This is a genomic window from Acinetobacter zhairuonensis, assembly GCF_022601715.1.
Taxonomy (GTDB): domain Bacteria; phylum Pseudomonadota; class Gammaproteobacteria; order Pseudomonadales; family Moraxellaceae; genus Acinetobacter.
The window spans coordinates 66,422-90,103 of the sequence record NZ_JAKVIM010000006.1 but is presented as its reverse complement, the minus strand read 5'-3'; the positions used below and the strand labels follow the sequence as shown (position 1 = coordinate 90,103).

The following is a 23,682-nucleotide window of genomic DNA, read 5'->3' as shown; positions in this document are numbered from 1 at the left end:
TTGATTTCGTATAATGGCCTTTATGTTAAATACTTTGAAAATATAAGAAAGCCCTTAACAAGTAAGGGCTAACCTAGAAAAATTTCGTGTATCAATTAGCGGTTTGAAGATTGGTTTTCAATCAGACTTGCAACGTTATCAACTTGAACAGACATGCTCTTTTGACTTGGCGGGAAATCTTTAAATGTACTGATGAATTGACCAATTTGCTGACCTGCTGGACCTAAAATCCAACTGCGGTTCTCTGACCACTCATCATATCCACGTGCTTCGGTAAAGCGTTCAAATGGGTCCATTTTTAAGTTGATGATATATGGACTTGTGAGCGTTTCTTGTGTTGAACGGAACCAACCATCTTGTTTTGTAAACAGTAATTTCCAATCACCATAACGCATGCCATGGAAGGTTGTTTCTGTAAAGTAGTAGAAGTCTTTACGTTTGGTCTTGCCTTGGTTTAATAAAATATCACTTTGATCATAGCCGTCTAAGTGAACTTTATAATTTTTACCCCCAATCCGCTTTCCTTTTAACAGGTCTTCTTTTAGTGTTTTCTCTCCAACCCATGACATGATTGTTGGCATCCAATCTTCCATGGTCATAAATTCCCCCGTTGTTGTATTTGCTGGAATATGACCAGGCCACTTAACAACTAAAGGAACTCGGAATCCACCTTCCCAACCACCAACGCCTTTCTCCCCATGGAATGGCTGATTACCGCCATCTGGCCAAGAGTTGGATGCAGCACCATTATCCGTAGAGAACACTACAATGGTATCGCCACTTACTTTCATATCATCAAGTAGCTTTAAGAGTTCGCCAACATCATCATCCATTTCAGCGACACCATCAGCATAAATGCCATATCCTGTTTTGCCATCATAGTGCTTATTCAGGTTGGTTTTATAATGGGTACGGGTCATGTTATGCCAAACAAAGAAGGGCTTGTCTTGTTTAACCGCATCTGTAATAAAGCGCTTAGATTGCTGTAGAACTTCTTCGTCTAAATTACGTTGACGTTCTTCACCGAATGGACCTAGGTCTTCAATTTGTTGTTTACCATTGCCGAGCGCTTTTGAGTGAATAACACCACGCATTTTTAAACCTAGTTTCTCTTGTGTGGCTTCATCTTTTGGATAATCTTGCTGCTCGCCATATTCACCTGCATTGAGGTGGTAGAGAATCCCGTAGAACTCATCAAAACCATGTGCAGTAGGTAAGTGCTCATCTCGGTCGCCCAAATGGTTTTTACCAAATTGACCCGTAATATAGCCTTTTGCTTTTAACATCTCAGCAAGGGTGGGATCTTTAGCTTTTAAGCCTTGTTCTGCTCCAGGCAGACCAACCGTACTTAACCCAGTACGCATTGGATACTGACCCGTAATGAATGCAGCACGACCAGCAGTCGAAGATGCTTGAGCGTAGTGATCCATAAAGGTCATGCCTTCTTTGGCAATTCGATCAATATTTGGAGTAGTACCACCCATCATGCCACGGTGATAGGTGCTTAAGTTCCACATCCCGACATCATCACCCCAAATGATTAAAACGTTGGGTTGCTTTGCGAATGTTGTTGCCGAGATCAACGCCCCACCAACTAAGGCGATGGAACGTGCTATTAGACTTTTCCGCATAGATATTCTCCAGTGTTGATTTTTATAAAGCTCTTAATTTCTGATTTTCTGTAATTAAAAATGACTATAGTTATTCGAGGTAGTGTTTGTAGAACACTTTTGGATTTAGTCTAAAAATACAGCATATTAGAAAATAAAAAAATAGGCTGAAAGTAGGTTGGTATGTTTTCTTTATAACAAATAAAAAAAGGCCTGACATAATACCAAGCCTTTCCCAATAGATTTAACTCTATTTGCTTCATCACTTGAAAATAGCGTAGATATTTTTCTTAATCAATAGTTAAAGAATTTGTTTATATCCGAGTATGTCTATTTGAAAGTTTTCCTAAAATTAACATAATGCACGTTATACGTAATTCTTAATTTATATTGTTGTAAATCAGTTATTTATAGCATTTAATTAAGCCCAATCTATTCCGATAGGGCTTTTTTATACACTTTTCATGTTCCACGGTTTTATCTAGTCTCATTTGACCCTAAAACAGAAAAAAATGTCCAGATGAAGTAAGAATAGATGTCCAAGTAGTTATTGATTTTTCAGCAATATTAAAAAGGTCGTGCAAAATGAAAACGGAAAGTATTTCTTCGGTTAAAGTGAATCATTAGACTGATATATATTACAAAATTGTCGAAATCATTTAGAAAATTTTGTTAAGGTGAAAGTTAGAACTCATTACTTGCCGCAAGGAAATACAAACATGGTGATGTCACAATTAGAGTTTTATCAAGCAAAACTGAACTATGAAATGGACTCTTGGGATTTATTCGAGGCATTAAACCAAGGTCAAAAAATTGTGGTGGTCGATGGTCGCAGTGCAACGGCATATCAGCAAGAGCATATACCGAATGCGATGAATATTCCGCATCGAGGAATTACTCCTGAATCCTTAGAACATTTAGACCCATCACTATTGTATGTCACCTATTGCGATGGGATTGGTTGTAATGCTTCAACTAAGACTGCACTTAAAATGGCAACTTTGGGCTTTCAAGTGAAAGAACTCATTGGTGGTCTGGATTGGTGGAAACGAGATGGCTACCAAACAGCAGGTGAAAATGCGCAAGTAGGCACAAGCTTAGATTGTGGTTGTGCAGGTTAAATTGAAAATACTAAAGCTTGATTTGTTTTCAACCTGATCAAGCTTCCTCAATCGAATATAAAAATAAACAACTAAGCATTCCAAATAGTTTTAACCAATTTTTGAGTGCTTTCTTAGCGGCATTTTTGATATTCTTTATGATAAAAATCAACTTTTAATTCATCTTAACCATCATAAACTGAATAAGACCATTAATTCTTTTGGCAACTTCATTAAAACATAAGTCAGGAAAGACTAAATCTACAGACTATAAAGCTTGCTAAGGATTAGTGGTAATGGATTTTAAAACTCAGCGTAATACACCTGCTTTCTTCTCATTCCATGCAATTGCAATCATTACCTTTGCTCAACTATTCGGAACGTCGCTATGGTTTAGTGCCAATAGTGCTGCACTGGATTTAATCCGAGAATGGCACATTACGGTCTCAGATATCGGCTGGCTGACCAATGCTGTGCAAGCGGGGTTTATCATTGGCACCTTTCTCATTGCTTTTACAGGCTTTGCTGATCGTTTCAAGGCGAGTTCAATTTTTACAGTTGCAGCATTAGCAGGCGCTTTTTTTAACCTGTGTTTTGCTTGGTTTGCACAAGGTTTAGTCGATGGCATGATGTATCGCTTTTGTGTAGGTGTTTGTCTGGCTGGTATATACCCTATTGGAATGAAATTGGTGGTGCAATGGGCACCTAACCGAGCAGGACAAGTTTTAGCACTCTTGGTTGCCATGCTGACTTTAGGTTCTGCCCTACCGCATGCCTTAAATGGTTTATCTGCCAATTTGAACTGGCATTATGTAATCACCTTATCTTCAATTTTAGCATTGATAGCTGCATCGCTTATTTTCATGTTAGGTGATAGTCAAAATGCAAAATCGCCAATAAAAAAGGTGAACAAAGCATCAGCATTTCACGTGTTTAAGATTCCTAAATTTAGAGCTTCTGCATTGGGATATTTTGGACACATGTGGGAGTTGTATGCCTTCTGGACAGTGCTCCCTCTGCTCATTGCTCATTCTGGCGTTTTAAATATACTGCGTTTTTCTAACCTTGCCTTAACTACCTTTTTTGTCATGGCTTTTGGGGCTTTAGGCTGTCTGTTCGGGGGATACTTGTCAAAAAAATACGGCAGTGACAAAGTCGCGATTGGGGCTTTATTCACGTCGGGTCTGAGCTGTCTCATCTTTGCGATTGGTTGGCGCTATTTACCTGAGTGGTTGATATTGCTTGTGCTGATTATTTGGAGTGCATCTGTGATTGCTGATTCGCCACAATTTTCTGCGCTGTCCTCTGCTGCTTGCCCTCCTGAAAATTTGGGTGCAGGGCTTGCTTCACTGAATTCGATTGGTTTTGCCATCACCATCATTTCTATTGCATTGACAACTCATGCATTCGATCGCATAGGTTTAGATTCAACTTGGATTCTGTTGATTGGACCTGTGCTTGGGATCTTTGGTTTTTATAAAGCGATAATCAAAGCCCATCCCGATAACTAACTAAAATATAGCCACTATATTTTGTTAATTTAAAGATATAGACCACGCCCTTTTAACAGGGTCTGCTCATGTTAGAATGCAAAGCATCGACTTGATAATAATTGAGGGAAACTCATGTTTTATAAATTTGCAGACCATTTGGATTGAATAGATTATGGGTATAGCTATCTTCTGTCTGATTCTCGGTTTTATTATTGGTTATTTATTTCGAGATTCTCGTAAAGAGACCAACACAACGAATACTAAAGCAAAACCAAATACGCGAAATGTTTATTTGAGTTATAACGAAAGACAACGCGCTAAGCTTCAACATTACAGCGATGCAGATCGCATTCGCGAACTCAATTTACTCTCTCCCAATGAAAGCAAATTCATGCGTTTATTACAGCATCAGTTTCAACATGAATTGTTGATTATTAAAGATCGACGCTTTTATATTGCAGATCAAGACCGCTACCCGATAGCAATCTTTGAATATCGGGATGGTTCAAAAGAACTTAAAGTCCAAGATGTGGAAGATGGTATTCCCGTCTTTATTTATAAGGCGATTCTTTCCAGTGATGCCATAGCTGAAGACTATTTATTCGTAAAGAACAATAACTCTGCGAGAAAGTAAAACTTTCTCATAAGTCCTTTTTAAAATATTCCCTAAAAAGCCCTCTCATCCTTGCCTTCTTTAAAAAATGAGAAGGCATTTGGTACGTCGATGGTATGGACTACTCATTACCTGCGTGTAGCCACTAACAATTCAACGAGATAGGTCTGACAATAGACTGAATTGTTGTTTTTAATTTAAAAAACAACATTCCAAATTAAACGCAATGCGATTACAGCCAATAACACCCCCATCATTTTTTCAAGTACAGCATTATATTGGAGAAAACCTGATCGAATGTTTGGTCGTGTGAAAATCAAACTGACCCCTACAAACCATATTGCATTCACAAAACACATCCAGCCTCCATAAAAGATCTGAATGCCTAGAGGTGTCGTTGCACTCACAATACTGGTAAAAATTGCGAGAAAGAAAATAGTCGCTTTCGGATTCAAAGCATTGGTTAGAAAGCCCATCATAAATGCTTTCTGAGCTGTCATCTGTACTGGGTCAGAAGGTTGATTAAAGCTCATTTCAATAGGTTTGGATGCCCCTTTGACACAATTCCAACTTAAATAAAGTAAATATGAGGCACCTATAATTTGGAAAATACTCATAAAACTCTGATTCTGAGACAGAATAAGCCCTACACCGATGAGGGTATAAAACACATGAACTGAAATACCACAGCCAATGCCTAGCGCCGTCATACATCCAATACGATGTCCATACAGCGTGCTTTGTCGAACTGTTACAATGAAGTCAGGTCCAGGGATAATCACGGCAAGAAAATGTATAACCGCTAAAGTAAAAAATTCATGGCTATACGCACTCATCCCGCATCACCCGCTTCTAAAGCGTAACGAATGGATAATTTCCCTTTTTTGATTTCTATCTTCTGAATTTTAATTTCACCTATTTCTGCAAGTGATTGAACATGTGTACCGCCACAAGGATAGGCACTAAAATGACCAAAAGCTATTTCTCGAAATCCATCTTTATTGATGCTTATGTGAGCTGGAAAATCTGCTTCAATCGACTGTTTAAGTAGACTTTTTAGCTGGATAGGATCTATTTCTTCGCTCTTTTCAGTTGCATTGAATTGTACTTTTGCATCGCTTGGCCAATGTTGAGCTTTGATTGGCTGCCAACCATAAGTCTCGACGATATGTCCAATTAAGTGCCCAGCACTATGTAAGCGACTATGGAAATGTCGCTGTTGTTGATTTACTTTTGCATAAACCTGACCAAGAGGAACAGCTTGTTTACATTCATGAATAATCTTGCCATTTTCAAATGATACATGCATGACTTCGCTCTCATCAATCGTCCCAAGATCACTGGGCTGCCCTCCACCCTGAGGATGAAAAGGTGTCTGATTTAAGACAATCTTAAAATGTAGATTTTCAAGTTTTTCACATGAAATCACTTCAACTTCATGTTCAGTAATACCCGATAAATAAAGATTTTTTTCCATAAATCACAACCAATTTCATTATATGTAAAAATTGTATAGTTTTGTCCTGATCGTGATAATCTACAAAAAAACCAAATAACTTTTGCCTTATGAGCACAAATCAAAATCTTAATTTACTCAATGAAATGGCTACATTTGTCAAAGTGGTAGAAACCAATAGCTTCTCTGAAACGGCTCGCCAGATGGGAACCACACCTTCTGCCATCAGTCGTGCAATTTCACGGCTTGAAAAAGCTTTGGGAACACGATTAATTCAAAGAACCACACGTAAACTACGTTTGAGTGAGAGTGGACAAGCGGTTTATGAGCGTTGTCTCGATATGGTGAATGCTGCCCAAGCCGTTATGGAAAGTTCAGAAAAATTTCACGCTGAACCCCAAGGACAAATTCGCATGAGTGTCCCTAAAGCGGTTGGACATTATTTGATTCATCCACATTTACCTGAGTTTTTAAGACTGTATCCCCAAATCGACATTCAACTACTTTTAGAAGATCGTTATGTAGATCTCATAGAGGATGAAGTTGACCTTGCTATTCGCATTACGGAAAAACCGCATAATGGCTTAATGGGGCGAAAACTGATTGAAATTGATCATGTCATTTGTGCATCACCAGAATATTTGGCACAACATGGAATGCCACAGCATCCGCATGATTTGAAAGACCATTCATGTATCTACCTGGGTGAACAAGCCATTGATTCAAAATGGAAATTTCAGCAAGGAAGTAAAAATGTATCTGTACACGTCAAAGGTCGCTATGCAGCCAATCATACAGGCGTGCGGCTAGATGCTGCCTTACAACATATTGGTATTGCCAGTTTACCGTTTTTTGTCGCTAATCAAGCGTTGCAGAATAAGCAATTGATTCAAGTTCTACCCGATTGGTATTTCAAAACCTACTACAGTGGTGGTGCATGGCTACTTTATCCAGCCACGAAGCACTTGCCTCCCAAGCTTAAAGTATTGATCCAGTTTCTCGCTCAAAAACTTGAACAAGCGCCAACATTGTTAAGACCAGATTGATAAAAAATGTACAGGGAAACAGTCGGCGGCTTCATAAGAAGTTCAAATAACAAAGTATAAAGATTAGCAGCGAAGTAAATAATGCAGTAAATATTCAAGTATTTAAGAGGAATGTTGGCATTATATAAATCTATTTTAAGTTATTTAACTTATGATTTATACAATGCCAAAATTGATTATTGGATTAGGGTATTCCAAATATAATCCATGCGTTGCGAATAGATTACTTTACTACGAATAATATAAATATCTTGGAAAAAATGATAATTATCTAATACTCGTAATTTATTTTCAGCAATCTCTTCTTCAACCAAAAGTTTAGGCAGCCAAGCAACGCCTAGTCCTTGTAAAACCAAAGCTTTTAGATCACCCGCATTATCTGTTTCATATAAAATTCGATAATCGAGTTTATCTTCAATTTCACGATCCACACATTTTCTGAGATACGCTTGTTTACTGTACGACAGTAAAGGGAAGTTTTGATCTAAACTATATTTTTCGTATTTATCACGTGCAGAAGCGACAGGTAAGATTTCCATTTTCACAATTTTATGAAATGCAAAAATTGCATGATCCAATTGTTTTAAGGTTTCTTCATCACAATAGCAAATGAGGAAATCACATGAACCTTCTTTCAATAATCGCATGCCCTGTTTCATATTTGCTGCAATAATTTCAAGCTGTAGATCTTTAATATCTGTATATAAATTGTGAATAAAGTTCGGAAAAAACTGTGTGATTAATGAATGAGAAACAGCAAACTTTATCGAAAGTTCGTTGTTTCGGATATTTTTTTCCAAATACTTAATGGTTGTATCTAGTTGATTTTGTATGTTTTTAGCGGAAGATAGTAAAATTTGTCCTGCATCTGTAAAGTCTACGTTTTTGCTATAGCGTTTTAAGATTTGAAAGCCAAGTGCATCTTCGATGGCTTGAATTCTGCGTGTGAAAGCAGATTGTGTTACATGTCTGAGTTCGGCCGCCTTTGAAATTGACTTCTCTTGTTCTAGAGCAAGTAAATCTTCAATCCAGCGAATTTCCAATGACATTTGTGTTGTCCATATTTTAAGCGGTGCCATTAATTATACAGTGTTATGCAAAAAATGCATGGATAAATATTTTTTTACATTAGCCAGCCTGAGGGTTCTGGATCTAAGATTAATTTAACCCCGCTATAGAGCTTCTCTAAATGAACATTGAAATTAAATCACGGACTGAAAAAGACTTACTCGGTTTTAAAGAAGTCCCATTCCATTGTTACTATGGTGTACAAACACTTAGAGCTTTAGAAAATTTCAATTTAAGCCCAAATAAATTAAGCCATTTTCCTATTTTTATTAAAGCACTGGCAATGGTTAAGTCTGCATGCGCAGTTTCGAATTTTAAATTAAATAAATTAGAAGAAAATAAATACAATGCGATTCAGCATGCATGTCAACAGTTGATGAATGATTTATATCATGATCAATTTCCAATTGATATGATTCAAGGTGGTGCTGGTACTTCAACCAATATGAATGCAAACGAAGTAATTGCAAATATTGGCTTGGAATATATGGGACATTTAAAAGGTGAATATAAATATTTACACCCGAATAATGATGTCAATATGTCTCAATCAACCAATGACGTATACCCTACTGCAATTAAAGTCGGTCTATTATTTTCTTTAGATCAGCTTAACACCCCATTCCAAAACTTAATTGATAGTTTCCGTGCAAAATCTGAAGAATTTGCACATATTTTGAAAATGGGTCGTACACAGTTGCAAGATGCTGTACCAATGACATTAGGTCAAGAATTTGGTGCCTTTGCTAATACATTACAAAATGATTTGAACATGTTGAATCGAATCATGCCTGATGCGTTAAGTGTGGTGAACTTGGCTGGTACAGCGATTGGAACAGGAATCAACACCGAAGTAGAATACCGTTTACATGCAATTGAAGCATTGTCACAAATTACCCAAAAGAATATCTCAAGTTCGCCTGACTTAATTGAAGCAACTTCAGATATGGGTGATTTCGTTTTATTATCGGGTTTCTTAAAACGTACTGCGACTAAACTTGCTAAGATTTCTAATGACTTACGTCTATTATCAAGTGGTCCACGTGCAGGGTTAAATGAAATCCATTTAGAACCGCGTCAACCAGGCAGTTCAATTATGCCAGGTAAAGTAAACCCAGTGATTCCGGAAGCAATGAACTTGGCTTGCTACCAAATTATTGCAAATGACTTGGCAATTACCCTTTCTGCTGAAGCGGGTCAGTTACAGTTAAATGCAATGGAACCGTTAATCGCGTTTAAACTATTCGAATCAATTGATTTGTTAGGTAAAGCAATGCGCATGTTCCAGCTTAAATGTATCGAGAATATCCGTGCCAATGCTGAGCATTGCCAACACTTGGTTGATAACTCAATCGGTATTATTACTGTATTGAACCCATACCTTGGTTATGAGACAACAACTCGCATTGCGAAAGAAGCAAACGAATCTGGTCAAAGTATTTTGGCGCTCATTAAAGCTGAAAACTTGCTTTCAGATGAAGTTTTAGCAGAAGTACTTTCAGTACAGAACATGGTTCACCCTAAACAGTCTGCTTAAGCATCTGATTTAGTAATTTAAGATTTGAAAAAGGAACTTAGTCATTAAGTTCCTTTTTTGTTACTGAACAGCCTAAATTTGACTGTAAATTTGAAAAATTAATTATTTTTGATTAACTTACTCGCTCGCTAGTTTATTGTGAGTGTCATGTACGATCATTTCTGTATGCATTTTGATTTTCAATTCTTTATTTCTCTTCGATTTTAATTTTTAAAATCTCCGATGTAATAGTTTACTTTTCTATTTTTACATCTTTCTGTTTTAAAGCCATAACGAATTTTCAGCATCAGTTCATTTCTATAACACTTGCTTTATCTATTCTTTTTTAATCTTGTTGAGGAAACTTACATGCTTAAAAAATATGCTGCTCTTACGAGTTTACCTATTTTCTATTTTTATTCACCACTTGCCTTGGCTGATGAGGCAAATTTCAAATTCTCTGGGGTGGTCAATAGCAACTATCAATATAAAGAATATGCTGACACTGAAAAAAGCAAAGCTAAATTTAACGATCTGACTTTGTATTTCAATTATCAAAAGGATCAATGGTCTGGCGCTGTGACTGCTCGTTGTTACCAATTTGATGAATTATGCGATTTTACAGTGTTGTCAGATGCCTATTTTTCTTATCAATTTGATCCGAGTAAGTTACTTACGGTTGGCTTACAGCCCATTCCTTTCGGTGCCGATACTTATTGGGACAGAAGTTATTATGAAAGTATGATGTATACCCTCGGTATGCAAGATACACATAATTTAGGCTTCCGTTATGATCACCAAATACAACAACATGCACTGAGTATTGGCTATTTCCCTGGGGATGGTGGCAACTATATTGGTACGAGTCAGGATGCTTCTCGCTATAGTGCCAATTTCGTTAAAGGCAGCTCCCTCGATACTACGCGTATTAAAGAACAACATATGCTGTTTGGTAAATACAGTTATCAACATAAAAATGCAGACTTAGACTATAAAGTCGGGAGTTCACTCTGGTATTCGCAGCTAGACAATCAAAATACCAATAAAACGGGTTCACGTTTGAATGGTAATATCTTTGCCAAAACCACAAAAGATCAGTTTGATTCAACTCTAACCTTTGGCTATCAACAGATTGATAATGCTCAAGATGATTTAAATTACTCGACTTTAGGTTCATTTGATTCTGAATATAATCTTGCCAACAAGTCCTACTATTATGTGGCGGATATGGGCTATCGGATTCCTGATCAATTTCAAAGCCTGACGGGTTTCCGCCCTTATGTCGTGCTGAGTGGTCTTTTGAAAAAAGACAACATGCCAAATTCCTATCGCAATATTGCTGGACTTCAGTTTGACTATAAACAATTGCGAGTCAATGCCGAGTATATGTGGGCAAAAAATGATGCCTTTATTGGCGGTGATATGAATGCTTTTGCAGATTCGCAAGATACAGACTGGAAGCAATTGCTTTATCTTAATTTTGCCTTTAATTTTTAAAGGTTTATATGCGGTCAGCTTAGACTGACCGCATTTTAATATAATTTTAGAGTGGCTTATAGAACGACCAAATAACTCAAATCAGCGTTCCGTTGATTTAAGCATCACCAAAACCGCCCCATTCAAAACTATAAAGCCTCAACAAATATAAGCTTATATCTGTTTCATACTTTTCTGTGTAGCAGGACTATATTATTTGGCTACAGTTCTCTGCTTTTATTTTTCGAAAGAGTCATTCCATAATAAGTGAGTCCACTCAACAAAATAATAAGGAGTGCAATAATGAATAAAGTGAATGGAAGTGTGAGTCGTGAAGTTCAAGATCATCTTTTACTTATTGGTTTAGATCGGGTCAGTAAAAGAAATGCTTTTGATAGCCACATGATTTTAGCGTTATCACAAGCCTTGACCGACTACGAAGCTGATTCAGCTTTACGTTGTGCAGTCATTTTTGCGCATGGCGAACATTTTACTGCAGGACTAGATTTGCTTGAACTTCAAGATAAATTAGCGCAAGGGATTTTTAACTTTAGTTCAGATCAAATTGACCCTTGGGGAGTGAGTGGTAAACCAAGAACTAAACCTGTTGTGGTTGCAATTCAAGGCACCTGTTTTACTGCGGGTATTGAACTGATGTTAAATGCCGATGTTGTGATTGCCAGTGAAGATGCCAAATTTGCGCAAATGGAGGTTCAGCGCGGCATTATGCCATTTGGCGGTGCAACCGTACGCTTTATTCAAGCAGCTGGCTGGCAAAAAGCCATGCCTTATTTGTTGACGGGTAAAAGCTTTACATCTGCCACAGCATTAGATTTAAATCTGATTTCCGAAAGTGTAATTCGCGGTAAGCAGTTCACTCGTGCTGTTCAAATTGCCCAAGAGATTTGCAATGCAGCGCCTTTGGCTGTCCAAGCTTTGATTCAATCTGCACAGGAAGCGAATTTAAAAGGATCAGCTCAAGCGTTGCAAAATTTAGGTTCATATTTGCCTGCATTATTTCAATCAGAAGACGCACATGAAGGTGTCATGGCAATGATTGAAAAACGCAACCCTATGTTTAAAGGCAAATAAACAGGTATTGTTGTTATATAACTTTTCAAATTATAAAATATTTATATTTAATATAAAATTAAAATAAGCAACATGGATTGCTCGTCAAAAAACATAACAGATAGAGTATAGATGAATCTCCTGTTATAGTTTTTTAGTTCAAAAGTGTATCTACTGAGATTGCCTGTGTCGCTGCATAATCATTACAGACCATAACAGAGTGAGTTTTGTAATGAATGATGATCAAGGTTCAAAAAAACCTGAAAAATATGCGGACAGCTCTATTTCAGACAAAGCTTTTAAACGCATGATTCTTTGGTTTTTCTTATATTGTGCATTTTTCTGTGTATGTGTGATCTTTGTTGTAAACGCCGATTCAGCATTTATGCCTTAAATGCGACAGCTATAAAATTTATCTGATCGACCAATCTCAGATGGATGATTTAAGCCGTAGATGACCGTTGAAAAAAACACATTAAAAAGGAGACCTGATGATCTCCTTTTACTTTATGTGTTTTAAGCATCTATGTCTTTCAGTTTATCGCGCTAAAATCTCATGACACATTTGTCTTAGCCATTGATGGCTAGTTTTATGATGGCACGACATATGCCAGAACTGCTTCACACTATAAGTTGGGAATGAAATTGGGGCATTAAAAATCTGCAAATTACCGCGTGACAACAATACTTCACTTAAATAATAAGGCACAGTGGCAATCGCATCAGATTCCTGCACCACCAAACCTACACCTAAGTAGCTGGGTAAGCGCATAATAATATCGCGTTTTAAGTCTAACTTTAAAAGTTCATTTTCAATATGATAATGACCAATGCCTGCATCAATATCGATATGTGGTTCAGCCAAATACTGTTCAATCGTCAAATGATTCGGGGTTAAGCGCGGGTGATTTTTTGCCGCAATCACCACATAATATTGTTCAAATAATAATTGTTGATAGAAACCATTTTCCATATGCGGTAAGAAACCAATGGCAAGGTCAATTTCACCATTCGCCATTTGATAACTGGTTTCAGAAGTAATGGGACGTACATTCAGTCTCACATGCGGTGCATGCTGCTTTAAGTATTGAGACATCTTCGGTAATAACACCAAATGTGAGACATCAGTCATGGCAATGTTAAATTGCTGATGCGAATTCATTTCATCAAAATCGATGGTGAAATTATTAATTAATTCAATACGGTTTAATGCTTCGCTCACCAATGGAAATAACTGCTTGGAGAGTTCCGTAGGCATCATTTCATTGCCAATACGTAAAAAGAGTGGATCGTTATAATGTTGACGGATTCGATTTAAGCTATTACTGACTGCGGGTTGACTCATACAGAGTTGTTCTGCTGCAATTGATACACTTTTGAATTTGTATACATACACAAAAATGCTGAGAAGTTTACCGTCAAGTTCAAACACTAAATTAGGAATCCTGTTCTTGTTGAAATAGGCATATATCATCGCCTTTTTTCATACGATCTCCAATATCAAATTCTATCTTTTTCTGTGATTGTATGTATTTTCTAAAGCTTTAGCCTACTAATTGCCCTGCTTGCATGGTTAAGATTTTCGCATCCAAACTTTCTAATTCTTCAATATGATGGGTGACATATATCATGGGCAAATTGAGTTCCTCTTTAATGCGTTTTAAGAAGGGTAAAATTTGCTGTTTAAGCTGAATGTCTAAACCTGTAAGCGGTTCATCCAACAATAATAAATGCGGAGAAGACAATAATGCTCGCCCTAAACAGACGCGCTGTGCCTCCCCACCTGAAAGCTGGTGTGCTTTACGTTGAATCAGTTTTTCTAATTCTAAGAGTTGAATGATTTGCTCATAATGAAACTTGATTTGCGATGTATTTTTTAGTTTTTCAGCATATTTCAAGTTTTGCTGAACATTTAAATGTGGAAATAATAAGGCTTGCTGGAACACCAAGGCGACATGCCGCTGATGGGGAGCAAGATGAATATTTTGTGTAGAGTCGAATAGATAATGTTGATCAAGGCGAATACTGCCTGACTTAGGTTTAAGTAAACCCGCAAGATTTTTTAAAAAAGTGGTTTTACCACTCCCCGATGCACCGACAATGCCTAAAATCTGTTGCTGCATTTCTAGCTGAATATGCAGATTAAACTCACCGCGCTGGTAATGGAAGTTACAGTTCAACATACCCTAACCCCCAAGTCGCTTTTGGTACTTCTGTAAAATGACATAATTCGCAATTAAAGCACCAAACGCCAGTAACAGCGATAACATTACCAGACGCATCGCCATCTCTTCGCCATTTGGTTGCTGTAGAAAGGAGTAAATGGCGATGGGGACGGTACGGGTTTCATCAGGAATATTTCCAACAAAGGTGATAGTCGCGCCAAATTCCCCCAAGCTTCTGCTAAAGCACAAAATACTCCCAATGATGATGCCAGGAATTGCCAGTGGCAAACTGATACTGCAAAACACCCGAATTGGGTTTGCACCTAAGGTAGCTGCGACGTGTTCCAATTGTTGGTTAATCAGTTGAAAAGACAATCGGATTGGCTGCACCATCAGCGGAAATGCGACAATCATAGATGCGAGGACAGCCCCTTTCCAATTAAACGCGACCTGTATTCCAAGTTGATTCAAATAACGTCCAATCCAACCCTGCTGACCAAATAGTACCAACAGTAAATAGCCCAAAACGACTGGGGGTAATACCATAGGCATTTGTAAAACAGCTTCGACTAAGAATTTAAGTCGGAACTCGTAACGTGCCAGTACCCATGCCAGAGCAATTGCGAATGGCAAGCTCATGACTGTAGCAAACAGTGCCACTTTAGCCGAGAGGTATAATGCACTGAGTTCTTCTGGACTTAACATAGCGTTTGTCCTATTGCTTCAACACAAAACCATAACGTTGAAAAACCTGTTTAGCTTTGCTGTTTGTACGCACATAGCGTTCAAACTGTATCGCCTCTTTATTGCTCATCCCTTGTAGCGTTAAAGCCATTGGATAGATAATCGGCTGATGGGTATTCGCTGAAAAAGTTCCGATGATTTTGACTTTTTGACTGATTAAGGCATCGGTCTTGTAGACAATTCCCACGGAACATTCTCCGCGCTCTACAAAAGCCAGTGTTGCACGGACATCATCCGTTCCCACGATTCTGCCTTTTAAATCATCCAGCCAGCCCAGTTTAATCAAACTTTGTTTGGCATATTTCCCTGCCGGTACAGATTCCATTTGACCTGTACACAGATGTCCCTGAAATGAGCCTGCAAAATTAAATTGTGGTTTGGCTTGAAATGGAATATTCATTTGAATTGGGCTTACTACAACCAATTGATTTAATAAAAAGGGTTGTACCTGCATACGGTTGATTTTCTTCTTTTTAACCAAATAATCCATCCAGTCGAAGTCAGCAGAAAAATAAATATCACTAGTGGCACCCGCTTCGATCTGTTTGGCTAAAGCCGATGATGCGGCAAAAACAGGAACAACCTTAGTTTGAGGATATTGCGTTTGGTAGAGTTTTGAAATGTCGGTTAAGGCATTGCTTAAGCTTGCAGCCGCATAGACTTTTACAGTTCCAGCTTGTACCGTTGCTGTCAAAAGTGTTGTGATTCCAAGCATGACTGCATTTACAACTTTCATTTCCTCACCATGTTTAACCCTACTCCAAATAACAGATCCCGTTTTAAATAAAGAGTCCTTGTATAACAGAACCCTCTTCCAGTACCTGATTATCAGGGATACGTACCAAACAATTGGCCTGCATCAAATTACTTAACATATGCGATTGTTGTTTCGATAGATTTTTGACACTTAACTGCCCTTGCTCAAAATGTGCATACATTCTTAAAAAGCGCTCTCTGGCATCACTTTTCATGGGTTGAGTCAGTGTCGCTGTAAACCAATTCGGTAACTGTGCTTGACCTTGCAGTGCCTGAAGCAATATTGAGGTATAAACCTGCATACCAACAAATACCGCGGCAGGATTACCCGGAAGTCCTAACAGATAACAAGATTCTTCAGGTGAACGTTGAAATTCAGCAAATAACATCGGCTTGCCAGGTTTTTGTTTGACCTTCCAGAAGATTTGCTGAAAACCTTGAGCTAAAGCAACAGGGCGGACAAAGTCATAATCCCCGACCGAGACTCCACCCGTTGTCAGAATCACATCATATTCATATTTTAATTGTTGAATGAGTTGTACCACAGCAGACTCTGTGTCGGCTACATGGAAAATTTGAACCTGTTGTTGACGTTCTGCAAACCATGCCTGTATGAGTGGTGCATTGGCATCGAAAATCATGCCTGCTGCAAAATCATCTAAATTTTGAGCAACTTCGTCGCCTGTAATGACTACAGCTACACGTGGATAACGGTAAACTTCGACCTCTGAAACACCAGCCATACTGAGTGCTGCGATTGCACCAACAGTTAAATGCTGCCCTTTATTTGCCAACAGTTGTCCTTTACACAGTTCTTCACCGACATCTCGAATATCTGCATGGGCTGCCAAATTTGATTCGATCTGGATTTGATTTGACCCTAAAACCGTCACGATTTCTTGTCGTGCAACAGTGGTTGTTCCTTCAGGAGTTTTGGCACCCGTAAAAATACGCAATGCCTGCCCTTGTGCTAGTTGTGTGTTCTGGTCTTGTCCTGCACGTATTTCACCCACCAATTCAAATTGTGCATCAGCTAAGATAGGTTCATGGCTACATAGCGCATAACCATCAACAGCGCTTTGGCTAAACAAGGGCAAATCTATTTCAGAATAAATGTCAGTTGTCAGATAGTGATGTAGTGCGTGTTGTAGCGAAATTTTATCACTCGCCAAAGGCTTTACAGTTTCAATTATCTTCGCCAAAGCTTGGTCAACACTGATCAAGCCTTTTTCTGCACCACATCCTGACATTATTGGTATCCTCCAGCATGCGGAATATTTTTTTGGACATCAAAAAGATGGATTAATGCGGGTTGAATCGCAATCAGTGACTCTTTTGCTCCTTGACGGCTTCCCGGTAAGGTAATCACCAAACTCTGATCAATATAACCCGCAACACCACGGCTCAATGCCGCATAGGGTGTGCGTTTTTGTCCAAAACTTCTGGATGCTTCCATCAGTCCTGGAATTTCACGTTTTATCAAGGGTTGTAAGGTTTCTACAGTCAGATCTTTGGGTCCAAGCCCCGTTCCGCCAACTGTCAAAATCAGTGGATAATAATTTTTCTGTTGTTCGATTAATGCCAATAACTGTTCAGGACTATCAGGAATGACTTGATAAGCAATATCTTTAAAATTTGCCTCTTTTAAAATATCGAGTACATTCAATCCCGCAGTATCAGGCTTCTTCCCTGCTGCTACTGTATCGGAAAGTACAATGATGGATGCTGGAATGGCATCTTTTAAAGCACGAGTATAGTGCGATTTCCCGCCTTTTTTTTGTGCCAATTTACACTGATCTAAGCACAAGTCTTCAGGTTCACAATGTGGTTTGAGCATGTCATATAAAGTTAAACCTGCCAAACTAACAGCAGTTAATGCCTCCATTTCTACCCCTGTAGGTCCAATGGTTTCTACAGTGGCGGTGATCAGGACATGTTGCTCAAACAGTTCATATTCCACATCTGCACGGTAAATTGGTAAAGGATGGCACAAAGGAATCAGTTCATCGGTCCGTTTTGCAGCCATAATGCCCGCAATACGAGCCGTTTTCAGTGCATCGCCCTTTTCGGTATTGCCATTACGCAGTAATTCAATGCAATGAGCAGGCGCATGTAAAATGCCTGTTGCCACGGCTGTTCGATAACTTTCGGCTTTCATGCCTACATTTTTCATTGCTGATTCCTATAACTCTATTTTTTATACGGCTACTGATTGCGTATGATGATGCTGACAGTCATGGTGATGCGAATGATCAGATGTTTTTGCCACATAATCATGGTCTTTACGAATACAGCAGCCTTCTACATATTGACTGCTACCATCTGCATAAAATTCTTCTTTCCATACAGGTACTTCATGTTTGACCCGTTCAACTGCTTCTTCACACGCTTGAAAAGCTTCTCGGCGATGTGCTGCATAAGCCATGGCAATAATCGCGGTATCACCAATATGTAAAGCACCAATGCGGTGAACCACTCTGACATAGGAAACCTGATATTTGGCTTGGATTTCTTGCTCGATGGCTCGAATCATTTTTTCAGCTACAGGTGCATAAGCCGTATATTTCAAGGCTTTGACGGCTTTACCTTCGTGATGATTACGTACTGTGCCAATGAAGATGCCAATTCCGCCACACTCGGGGAAATACTGTATACCATCAAAATTGGCTTGGTCGAGTGCAGTAGATTGCACACGTGGAAAGTTCTTTAAGCTCATCGCTTAACCTCCCGCTACAGGTGATAGCAGCACCAAAGTCATTGCCTGCTGAATGGTGGTATGACGCGCTACAATATCTTCACCAATAGCACAGGCACAGCGTTCAATCAGAGTTTTAGCTTCAGGATATAATTCGGCGAGTTGAGTTAACACTGCGCCAATATCACTATGTAAGGGCGTCTGAATCACCAAATTGGATGGAAGTAATTTTTCAACTGCACCGTAGGCTTCAATTTGAATTTGGATGGTTGAACTGGCTTGCATCATACTAACCTCCGATCATATGCATACTAATTTTTCTGTGAGTCTGTTGTGCCTGTATGGCATGAAATCCTGCTTTCTTATTCCAGATATAGGCTTCCAGCTTTTGCTCCAAATCATTGGGCAACACGTCTTGATTGGTTTGTAGCTGTTCTATATCAGTTTTTATAGCCAAACCTTGTGTTGCAAATAAACAGTTATAAAACTCACCTTGCGCGGTCAATCGAACACGGTCACATTCACCACAGAAGGCATGGGTAATTGTAGAAATAATGCCAATGGGATGTTCATCGACCAAATACTGTCTTGCTGGACTTCTGGACCGCTCGTGGATGGCTTGAACATTAAATTTCGATGCAAGCGTATCCAGTATCTGCTGTTCACTGACCACATGTGCTGTGGTCCAATGACGGTCACCATCCAAAGGCATAAACTCAATAAAACGCAGTGGAACACCAAGGTTTTTTGCCCATTGCACCAAGGGAATGATTTGCTCGTGATTTTGTCCTTGAATGAGCACACTGTTAATTTTTAATGGCAGCCCCACAACTAAAGCAGCTTGAATTCCCTCCAGCACGGGCGCGAGCTGTTTTTGGGTGAGTTGGTAGAACCCTGCTGCATCGACGCTGTCGAGACTGACATTGATATTGTCTAATCCCGCAAACTTGAGTTCTTGCGCATATTTTTTTAAGTAGTGACCATTCGTGGTCATGGAAATTTGCTGAAGTCCAAGCTTTCGCAGTTGTTGTAATTCCGCAATAAAATGAACCACACCTTGACGCATTAATGGTTCTCCGCCAGTAATGCGGATATGTTGAATGCCACGCTGCACCATAAATTGGCAAAACTGAAACAAGGCTTCAAAACTTAAAATCTGATGTTTCTTCATCCATTCAGGATGTTCTGGCATGCAATAGACACACTTAAAATTACAGCGATCCGTCACTGAAATTCGAAGTTTACGCTTGCTGCGACCAAATTGATCGGTAAACGCAGCAGCGCTTTCTGTCATAAATACTGTCATGCTTATAATTCCAGATTGGAAATATCCTAACGCACAATCACTGTGCTTAATTACATCTTGCACTTGGATTGTGCTGATGAGCAGATACTATCTTGCAATAAATGTTCCAACTTTGTGCTTAAGCCGAAGTTAGCTAAGAAGTTTTAATTGTTGATACTGCTGGAGTTCATCCAGTGAGTTAATACTGTGAAAAAATAGATTTTTATTACTAAAGCGTGCGACTTGAGGGTGCATTTCTGCAAAACATTGCCTCAAACTGAACTGTTTTAGATCAATTTGTCGATTTAGCTGTGCTAATGCACTACGTTTGAGCAAGCAGAAGGGATACAGCGCTCGACCATTCATTTCGACAAAAGCCACTTCAGCAAGAGTATTTTTTGCCAGTGCTGCATGCAGCTTTTCAATGACTCGTGATGGAATATAGGTCACATCACAAGGTACAAACAGGACATAGTCTGCCAAGACATGTTTCCAAGCACTTTTCATGCCCATGAGTGGACCTAAAAAACCAGACTCTTCATCTTGATAATAAGCAATACTTGGAACCATTTTGCGGTAAAGCGAATAGTCGCGATGACTATTCACCCAGATGCTATTCACTTGATGTTTCAAGCTTTGATGAATTTTTAACAGCTGAATTTGATCATCAAAGGTTTGTAAAAGTTTATTCATCCCATTCATACGTCGAGCCTGTCCTCCAGCGAGGATGACAAGATCAGTCTCAGGATAAGGTGTCGTCATTCCACATCCTCCGTTTGACAAGCTTTAATTAAGCCGCGAATTTCAGGTAAACAAGAACCACAATTACCGCCAGCTTTTAAACAGGCCGTCACTTGTTTTTCATTGGTAATTTTTTTCTCTTTAATGGTTTCAATGATTCGGTTTTTACCCACTTTGAAACAGCTACACACCAATGAACCTTCATTATTGCTCATCGACATGGGCTGACCTGCCAGCAAAGCCTTACGATGCATGGCACTTAAGCGTTCACGTTTAAATAAACCCGCCACCCAATCACGGTCAGGCAGCAAGGCACGTGGTGCGATGTACAAGCTTGCAATCAAAATGCCATCTTTTAACACGATGCTGTGACTGATTTGAGCTGTGTGATCATCGACATTCAACCATTCAAAACTTTCATCTTGGAACGGCAACAGTGCTTTTAAATGTTCGGTAATGTCGTCATATTTTCGACGATCTGCCAGCTCATAGCGCACTGCTTTGGCGGTAGTGACTTTGGTCCACCACACACAAGCTTCAATCGAGTCCTGAACCATATTGGTAAACTCATTGCGCACATAAAATACCCCTTGCCACTGGGTATAGAACGGTTGCAGCATCACTGGCGTGTGCTTAAATTCGGGTTCTCCTGAAATGGCATCCACTACAGGATTCACCACTTTACCAATTCGAGCATCTGAAGCGACTTGATCATTCCAATGAATTGGCGCAAAAACTTGACCACGGCGTATTCCTTGAGAGATGGTAGTTTTGAGTACACAACGTCCCCACGCAGATGAAACTTCAACCAAGTCGCCTTCTTTTAATCCATACTTCAACGCATCTTGCGCATGAATCTCACAAAACGGTTCTGCACGATGCGTACTTAAATTTGCCGACAAACCTGTGCGGCTCATGGTGTGCCATTGATCACGGATACGGCCTGTATTTAGAACCAATGGATATTCACTATTGCAGGCATGCACAGGCGCAACATTTTCCACCGCAATAAATTTAGCTTTCGCATTCGCATGACTAAATTGCCCATTGGCATAAATGTGTCGCACGCTTTCAGCAGGCTGCTGTTTATCCCAAACCGGCCACTGACTTGGAACTAAATCCTCATATTCTTGTGCTGTGAGTTCAGTTAAGCCTTGTAGATTGAAATAACGGAACGTGTCTGATTCATCACGATGTGCCAAAGGCACATTTTCATAGGCTGAAAGTTGGGCATGTTCAATAAAAATATCACTGACATTCTGGAAGTCAAAACCACCAAAACCTATTTTTTTTGCCACTTGTGAGACCGTCCACCAATCGGCTTTAGCGGTGCCTGGCGCATCTAAAAAGGCACGTTGTCTGGAAATGCGACGTTCTGAATTGGTCACTGTGCCATCTTTTTCTCCCCAACCCAGTGCTGGAAGCAATACATCGGCATATGCAGTGGTGTCGGTATTTTGGCAAATATCCGAAACCACAACCAAAGGACATGTTTCTAAAGCACGTTTGACCTGATCTGCATTGGGTAAACTCACCACGGGATTGGTTGCCATAATCCAAAGCGCTTTAATTTTGCCACTTTCCACCGCCTCAAATAAGTCGACGGCTTTTAAACCCGCAGATTTAGCAATCACGGGACTTTTCCAAAAGTTTTGTACCAACTGTTGATGCTGCGGATTATCAATATCTAGATGCGCAGCCAGCATATTGGCTAAGCCACCCACCTCACGTCCGCCCATGGCATTCGGTTGACCTGTCATCGAGAAAGGAGCTGCACCAGTTTTGCCAATTTTTCCGCTGTATAGATGGCAATTGGTAATCGCATTGGCTTTATTCACGCCTTGAGAAGATTGATTGACGCCCATTGAAAACAGCGTCATCACGCGTTCAGTTAGTGCAAATTTCTCATAAAATTGTAGGAGTTTTTCGAGTGAAATCCCTGTTTGCTTGGCGACATCTTCAGGGTTTTGTTCTGCTTGGCTGCTCTGTATAGCAGCTTCCACACCTTGGGTATGTGCATCAATAAAAGTCTGATCAGCAAAACCTTTTTGATGTAAATATTGCAATAAACCATTAAACAGCGCGATATCTTGCCCGGGTAAAATTGGCAAATGTAAATCGGCTTGTTCACAGGTACTGGTAAAACGTGGATCGACCACAACCACGAAAATATCCCGTTCTGCTTTGGCTTGCATGATGCGCTGATACAAAACTGGATGGCACCATGCGGTATTGGATCCGACCAATACCACCATATCGGTCTGTTCAAAATCTTGATAGCTGGCAGGAACAATATCCTCACCAAAAGCCCGTTTATGCGCTGCCACAGCAGAAGACATGCATAAGCGCGAATTGGTATCAATATTTGCCGTACCCAAATAGCCTTTTACAAACTTATTCACCACATAATAGTCTTCGGTCAGCAGTTGCCCTGACACATAAAAAGCAATACTTTCAGGTCCATATTGCTCTATACAGCTCTGAAACTGCTGTGCAACCTGAGTAATGGCGGCATCCCAAGTCGCCATTTTACGCTGTGTATTTCGACCTAACATCGGCTGCAATAAACGTGTTTCTAGTCCAAGGGTATCGGCTAAATTGCTGCCTTTAATACATAATTTACCGAAATTGGAGGGGTGCGTTGCATCTCCCTCCACGCTAACCACTTGCCCTTGCGCCGTATGTTTGACATGTGCAACAACTCCACACCCCACTCCACAATAAGGACAGGTTGTCTTTGTGCTCACTGTGACTGGAGTTGTCGAGCTTTGAAGTTCCACAAATGGAATACTGGTCATACGGTGCTCCCTTTTATTTCTTTTGAACCCATGGCAGCAAAAAATGTTG

General features: G+C 39.5%; 22 protein-coding genes. 7 read left to right on the top strand and 15 right to left on the bottom strand.

Translation table 11 applies throughout. The annotated features are described in order from the left end of the window. Positions 1-95: 95 nt before the first annotated feature. Complete coding sequence (locus MKI85_RS06505) at positions 96-1,631, bottom strand: arylsulfatase (protein ID WP_241626125.1); 1,536 nt, start codon at positions 1,629-1,631, stop codon at positions 96-98. 698 nt (positions 1,632-2,329) lie between these two features. Here MKI85_RS06505 and MKI85_RS06500 point away from each other — a divergent pair. From MKI85_RS06500 to MKI85_RS06490, 3 genes are all read left to right on the top strand, one after another. Then, positions 2,330-2,731, top strand: a complete 402-nt coding sequence (locus MKI85_RS06500) for a rhodanese-like domain-containing protein (RefSeq protein ID WP_241626124.1) — start codon at positions 2,330-2,332, stop codon at positions 2,729-2,731. 275 nt (positions 2,732-3,006) lie between these two features. Further along, entirely contained in the window at positions 3,007-4,221 is a 1,215-nt protein-coding gene (locus MKI85_RS06495; RefSeq protein ID WP_241626121.1) for an MFS transporter, read from the top strand. Between the two features lie 154 nt (positions 4,222-4,375). Next, a complete protein-coding gene (locus MKI85_RS06490; protein ID WP_241626119.1) occupies positions 4,376-4,837 on the top strand; it encodes a hypothetical protein in 462 nt (153 codons plus the stop codon). Positions 4,838-5,013: 176 nt separating this feature from the next. Here the strand turns inward: MKI85_RS06490 and MKI85_RS06485 are convergent, their stop codons facing one another. Next, positions 5,014-5,652 (bottom strand): LysE family translocator, encoded by a 639-nt coding sequence (locus tag MKI85_RS06485; RefSeq protein WP_241626117.1) that lies wholly within the window; start codon positions 5,650-5,652, stop codon positions 5,014-5,016. Beyond that, positions 5,649-6,293 (bottom strand): alanyl-tRNA editing protein, encoded by a 645-nt coding sequence (locus MKI85_RS06480; RefSeq protein ID WP_241626115.1) that lies wholly within the window; start codon positions 6,291-6,293, stop codon positions 5,649-5,651. The genes MKI85_RS06485 and MKI85_RS06480 overlap by 4 nt, the downstream gene beginning before the upstream one ends. Positions 6,294-6,382: 89 nt before the next feature. Here MKI85_RS06480 and MKI85_RS06475 point away from each other — a divergent pair, with 89 nt between their 5' ends. Continuing rightward, entirely contained in the window at positions 6,383-7,318 is a 936-nt protein-coding gene (locus tag MKI85_RS06475) for a LysR family transcriptional regulator (protein ID WP_241626113.1), read from the top strand. A 176-nt stretch (positions 7,319-7,494) separates the two neighbouring features. Here MKI85_RS06475 and MKI85_RS06470 read toward each other — a convergent pair whose 3' ends face one another. Beyond that, positions 7,495-8,367, bottom strand: a complete 873-nt coding sequence (locus MKI85_RS06470) for a LysR substrate-binding domain-containing protein (protein WP_241626111.1) — start codon at positions 8,365-8,367, stop codon at positions 7,495-7,497. Between the two features lie 140 nt (positions 8,368-8,507). On the opposite strand from MKI85_RS06470, the gene MKI85_RS06465 reads away from it, so the two are divergent. The 3 genes from MKI85_RS06465 (at position 8,508) to MKI85_RS06455 (ending at position 12,470) form a co-directional block, all read left to right on the top strand. Then, a complete protein-coding gene (locus tag MKI85_RS06465; protein WP_241626109.1) occupies positions 8,508-9,923 on the top strand; it encodes an aspartate ammonia-lyase in 1,416 nt (471 codons plus the stop codon). Positions 9,924-10,271: 348 nt separating this feature from the next. After that, positions 10,272-11,399, top strand: a complete 1,128-nt coding sequence (locus tag MKI85_RS06460) for a hypothetical protein (RefSeq protein WP_241626107.1) — start codon at positions 10,272-10,274, stop codon at positions 11,397-11,399. Between the two features lie 282 nt (positions 11,400-11,681). Continuing rightward, positions 11,682-12,470, top strand: coding sequence for a crotonase/enoyl-CoA hydratase family protein (locus MKI85_RS06455; RefSeq protein ID WP_241626105.1), 789 nt, complete (start codon positions 11,682-11,684; stop codon positions 12,468-12,470). A 517-nt stretch (positions 12,471-12,987) separates the two neighbouring features. Here MKI85_RS06455 and MKI85_RS06450 read toward each other — a convergent pair. The 11 genes from MKI85_RS06450 to MKI85_RS06400 all read right to left on the bottom strand — a co-directional run bounded on the left by MKI85_RS06450 (position 12,988) and on the right by MKI85_RS06400 (position 23,633). Next, a complete protein-coding gene (locus MKI85_RS06450; RefSeq protein WP_241626103.1) occupies positions 12,988-13,881 on the bottom strand; it encodes a LysR substrate-binding domain-containing protein in 894 nt (297 codons plus the stop codon). A gap of 112 nt (positions 13,882-13,993) precedes the next feature. After that, positions 13,994-14,632 (bottom strand): ATP-binding cassette domain-containing protein, encoded by a 639-nt coding sequence (locus tag MKI85_RS06445; RefSeq protein WP_241626101.1) that lies wholly within the window; start codon positions 14,630-14,632, stop codon positions 13,994-13,996. Between the two features lie 3 nt (positions 14,633-14,635). After that, positions 14,636-15,319, bottom strand: coding sequence for a molybdate ABC transporter permease subunit (gene modB, locus MKI85_RS06440; protein WP_241626099.1), 684 nt, complete (start codon positions 15,317-15,319; stop codon positions 14,636-14,638). A 10-nt stretch (positions 15,320-15,329) separates the two neighbouring features. Then, positions 15,330-16,094 (bottom strand): molybdate ABC transporter substrate-binding protein, encoded by a 765-nt coding sequence (gene modA, locus MKI85_RS06435; protein ID WP_413350937.1) that lies wholly within the window; start codon positions 16,092-16,094, stop codon positions 15,330-15,332. A gap of 43 nt (positions 16,095-16,137) precedes the next feature. Beyond that, the gene (locus MKI85_RS06430; RefSeq protein WP_241626096.1) at positions 16,138-17,364 is read right to left on the bottom strand and encodes a molybdopterin molybdotransferase MoeA; all 1,227 of its coding nucleotides are present in this window, start codon (positions 17,362-17,364) and stop codon (positions 16,138-16,140) included. After that, positions 17,364-18,287 (bottom strand): bifunctional molybdenum cofactor biosynthesis protein MoaC/MoaB, encoded by a 924-nt coding sequence (moaCB, locus tag MKI85_RS06425; protein ID WP_241626094.1) that lies wholly within the window; start codon positions 18,285-18,287, stop codon positions 17,364-17,366. Before moaCB ends, MKI85_RS06430 begins: the two co-directional genes overlap by 1 nt. Positions 18,288-18,311: 24 nt before the next feature. Beyond that, positions 18,312-18,830, bottom strand: a complete 519-nt coding sequence (locus MKI85_RS06420) for a molybdenum cofactor biosynthesis protein MoaE (RefSeq protein ID WP_241626092.1) — start codon at positions 18,828-18,830, stop codon at positions 18,312-18,314. Positions 18,831-18,833: 3 nt separating this feature from the next. Further along, entirely contained in the window at positions 18,834-19,094 is a 261-nt protein-coding gene (locus MKI85_RS06415; protein WP_241626295.1) for a MoaD/ThiS family protein, read from the bottom strand. A gap of 4 nt (positions 19,095-19,098) precedes the next feature. Beyond that, positions 19,099-20,115, bottom strand: a complete 1,017-nt coding sequence (moaA, locus tag MKI85_RS06410; RefSeq protein ID WP_241626090.1) for a GTP 3',8-cyclase MoaA — start codon at positions 20,113-20,115, stop codon at positions 19,099-19,101. 129 nt (positions 20,116-20,244) lie between these two features. Beyond that, positions 20,245-20,856, bottom strand: coding sequence for a molybdenum cofactor guanylyltransferase (mobA, locus tag MKI85_RS06405; protein WP_241626088.1), 612 nt, complete (start codon positions 20,854-20,856; stop codon positions 20,245-20,247). Continuing rightward, positions 20,853-23,633: a nitrate reductase gene (locus tag MKI85_RS06400; protein WP_241626086.1), complete on the bottom strand. Its 2,781-nt coding sequence runs from the start codon at positions 23,631-23,633 to the stop codon at positions 20,853-20,855. Before MKI85_RS06400 ends, mobA begins: the two co-directional genes overlap by 4 nt. Positions 23,634-23,682: the final 49 nt, after the last annotated feature.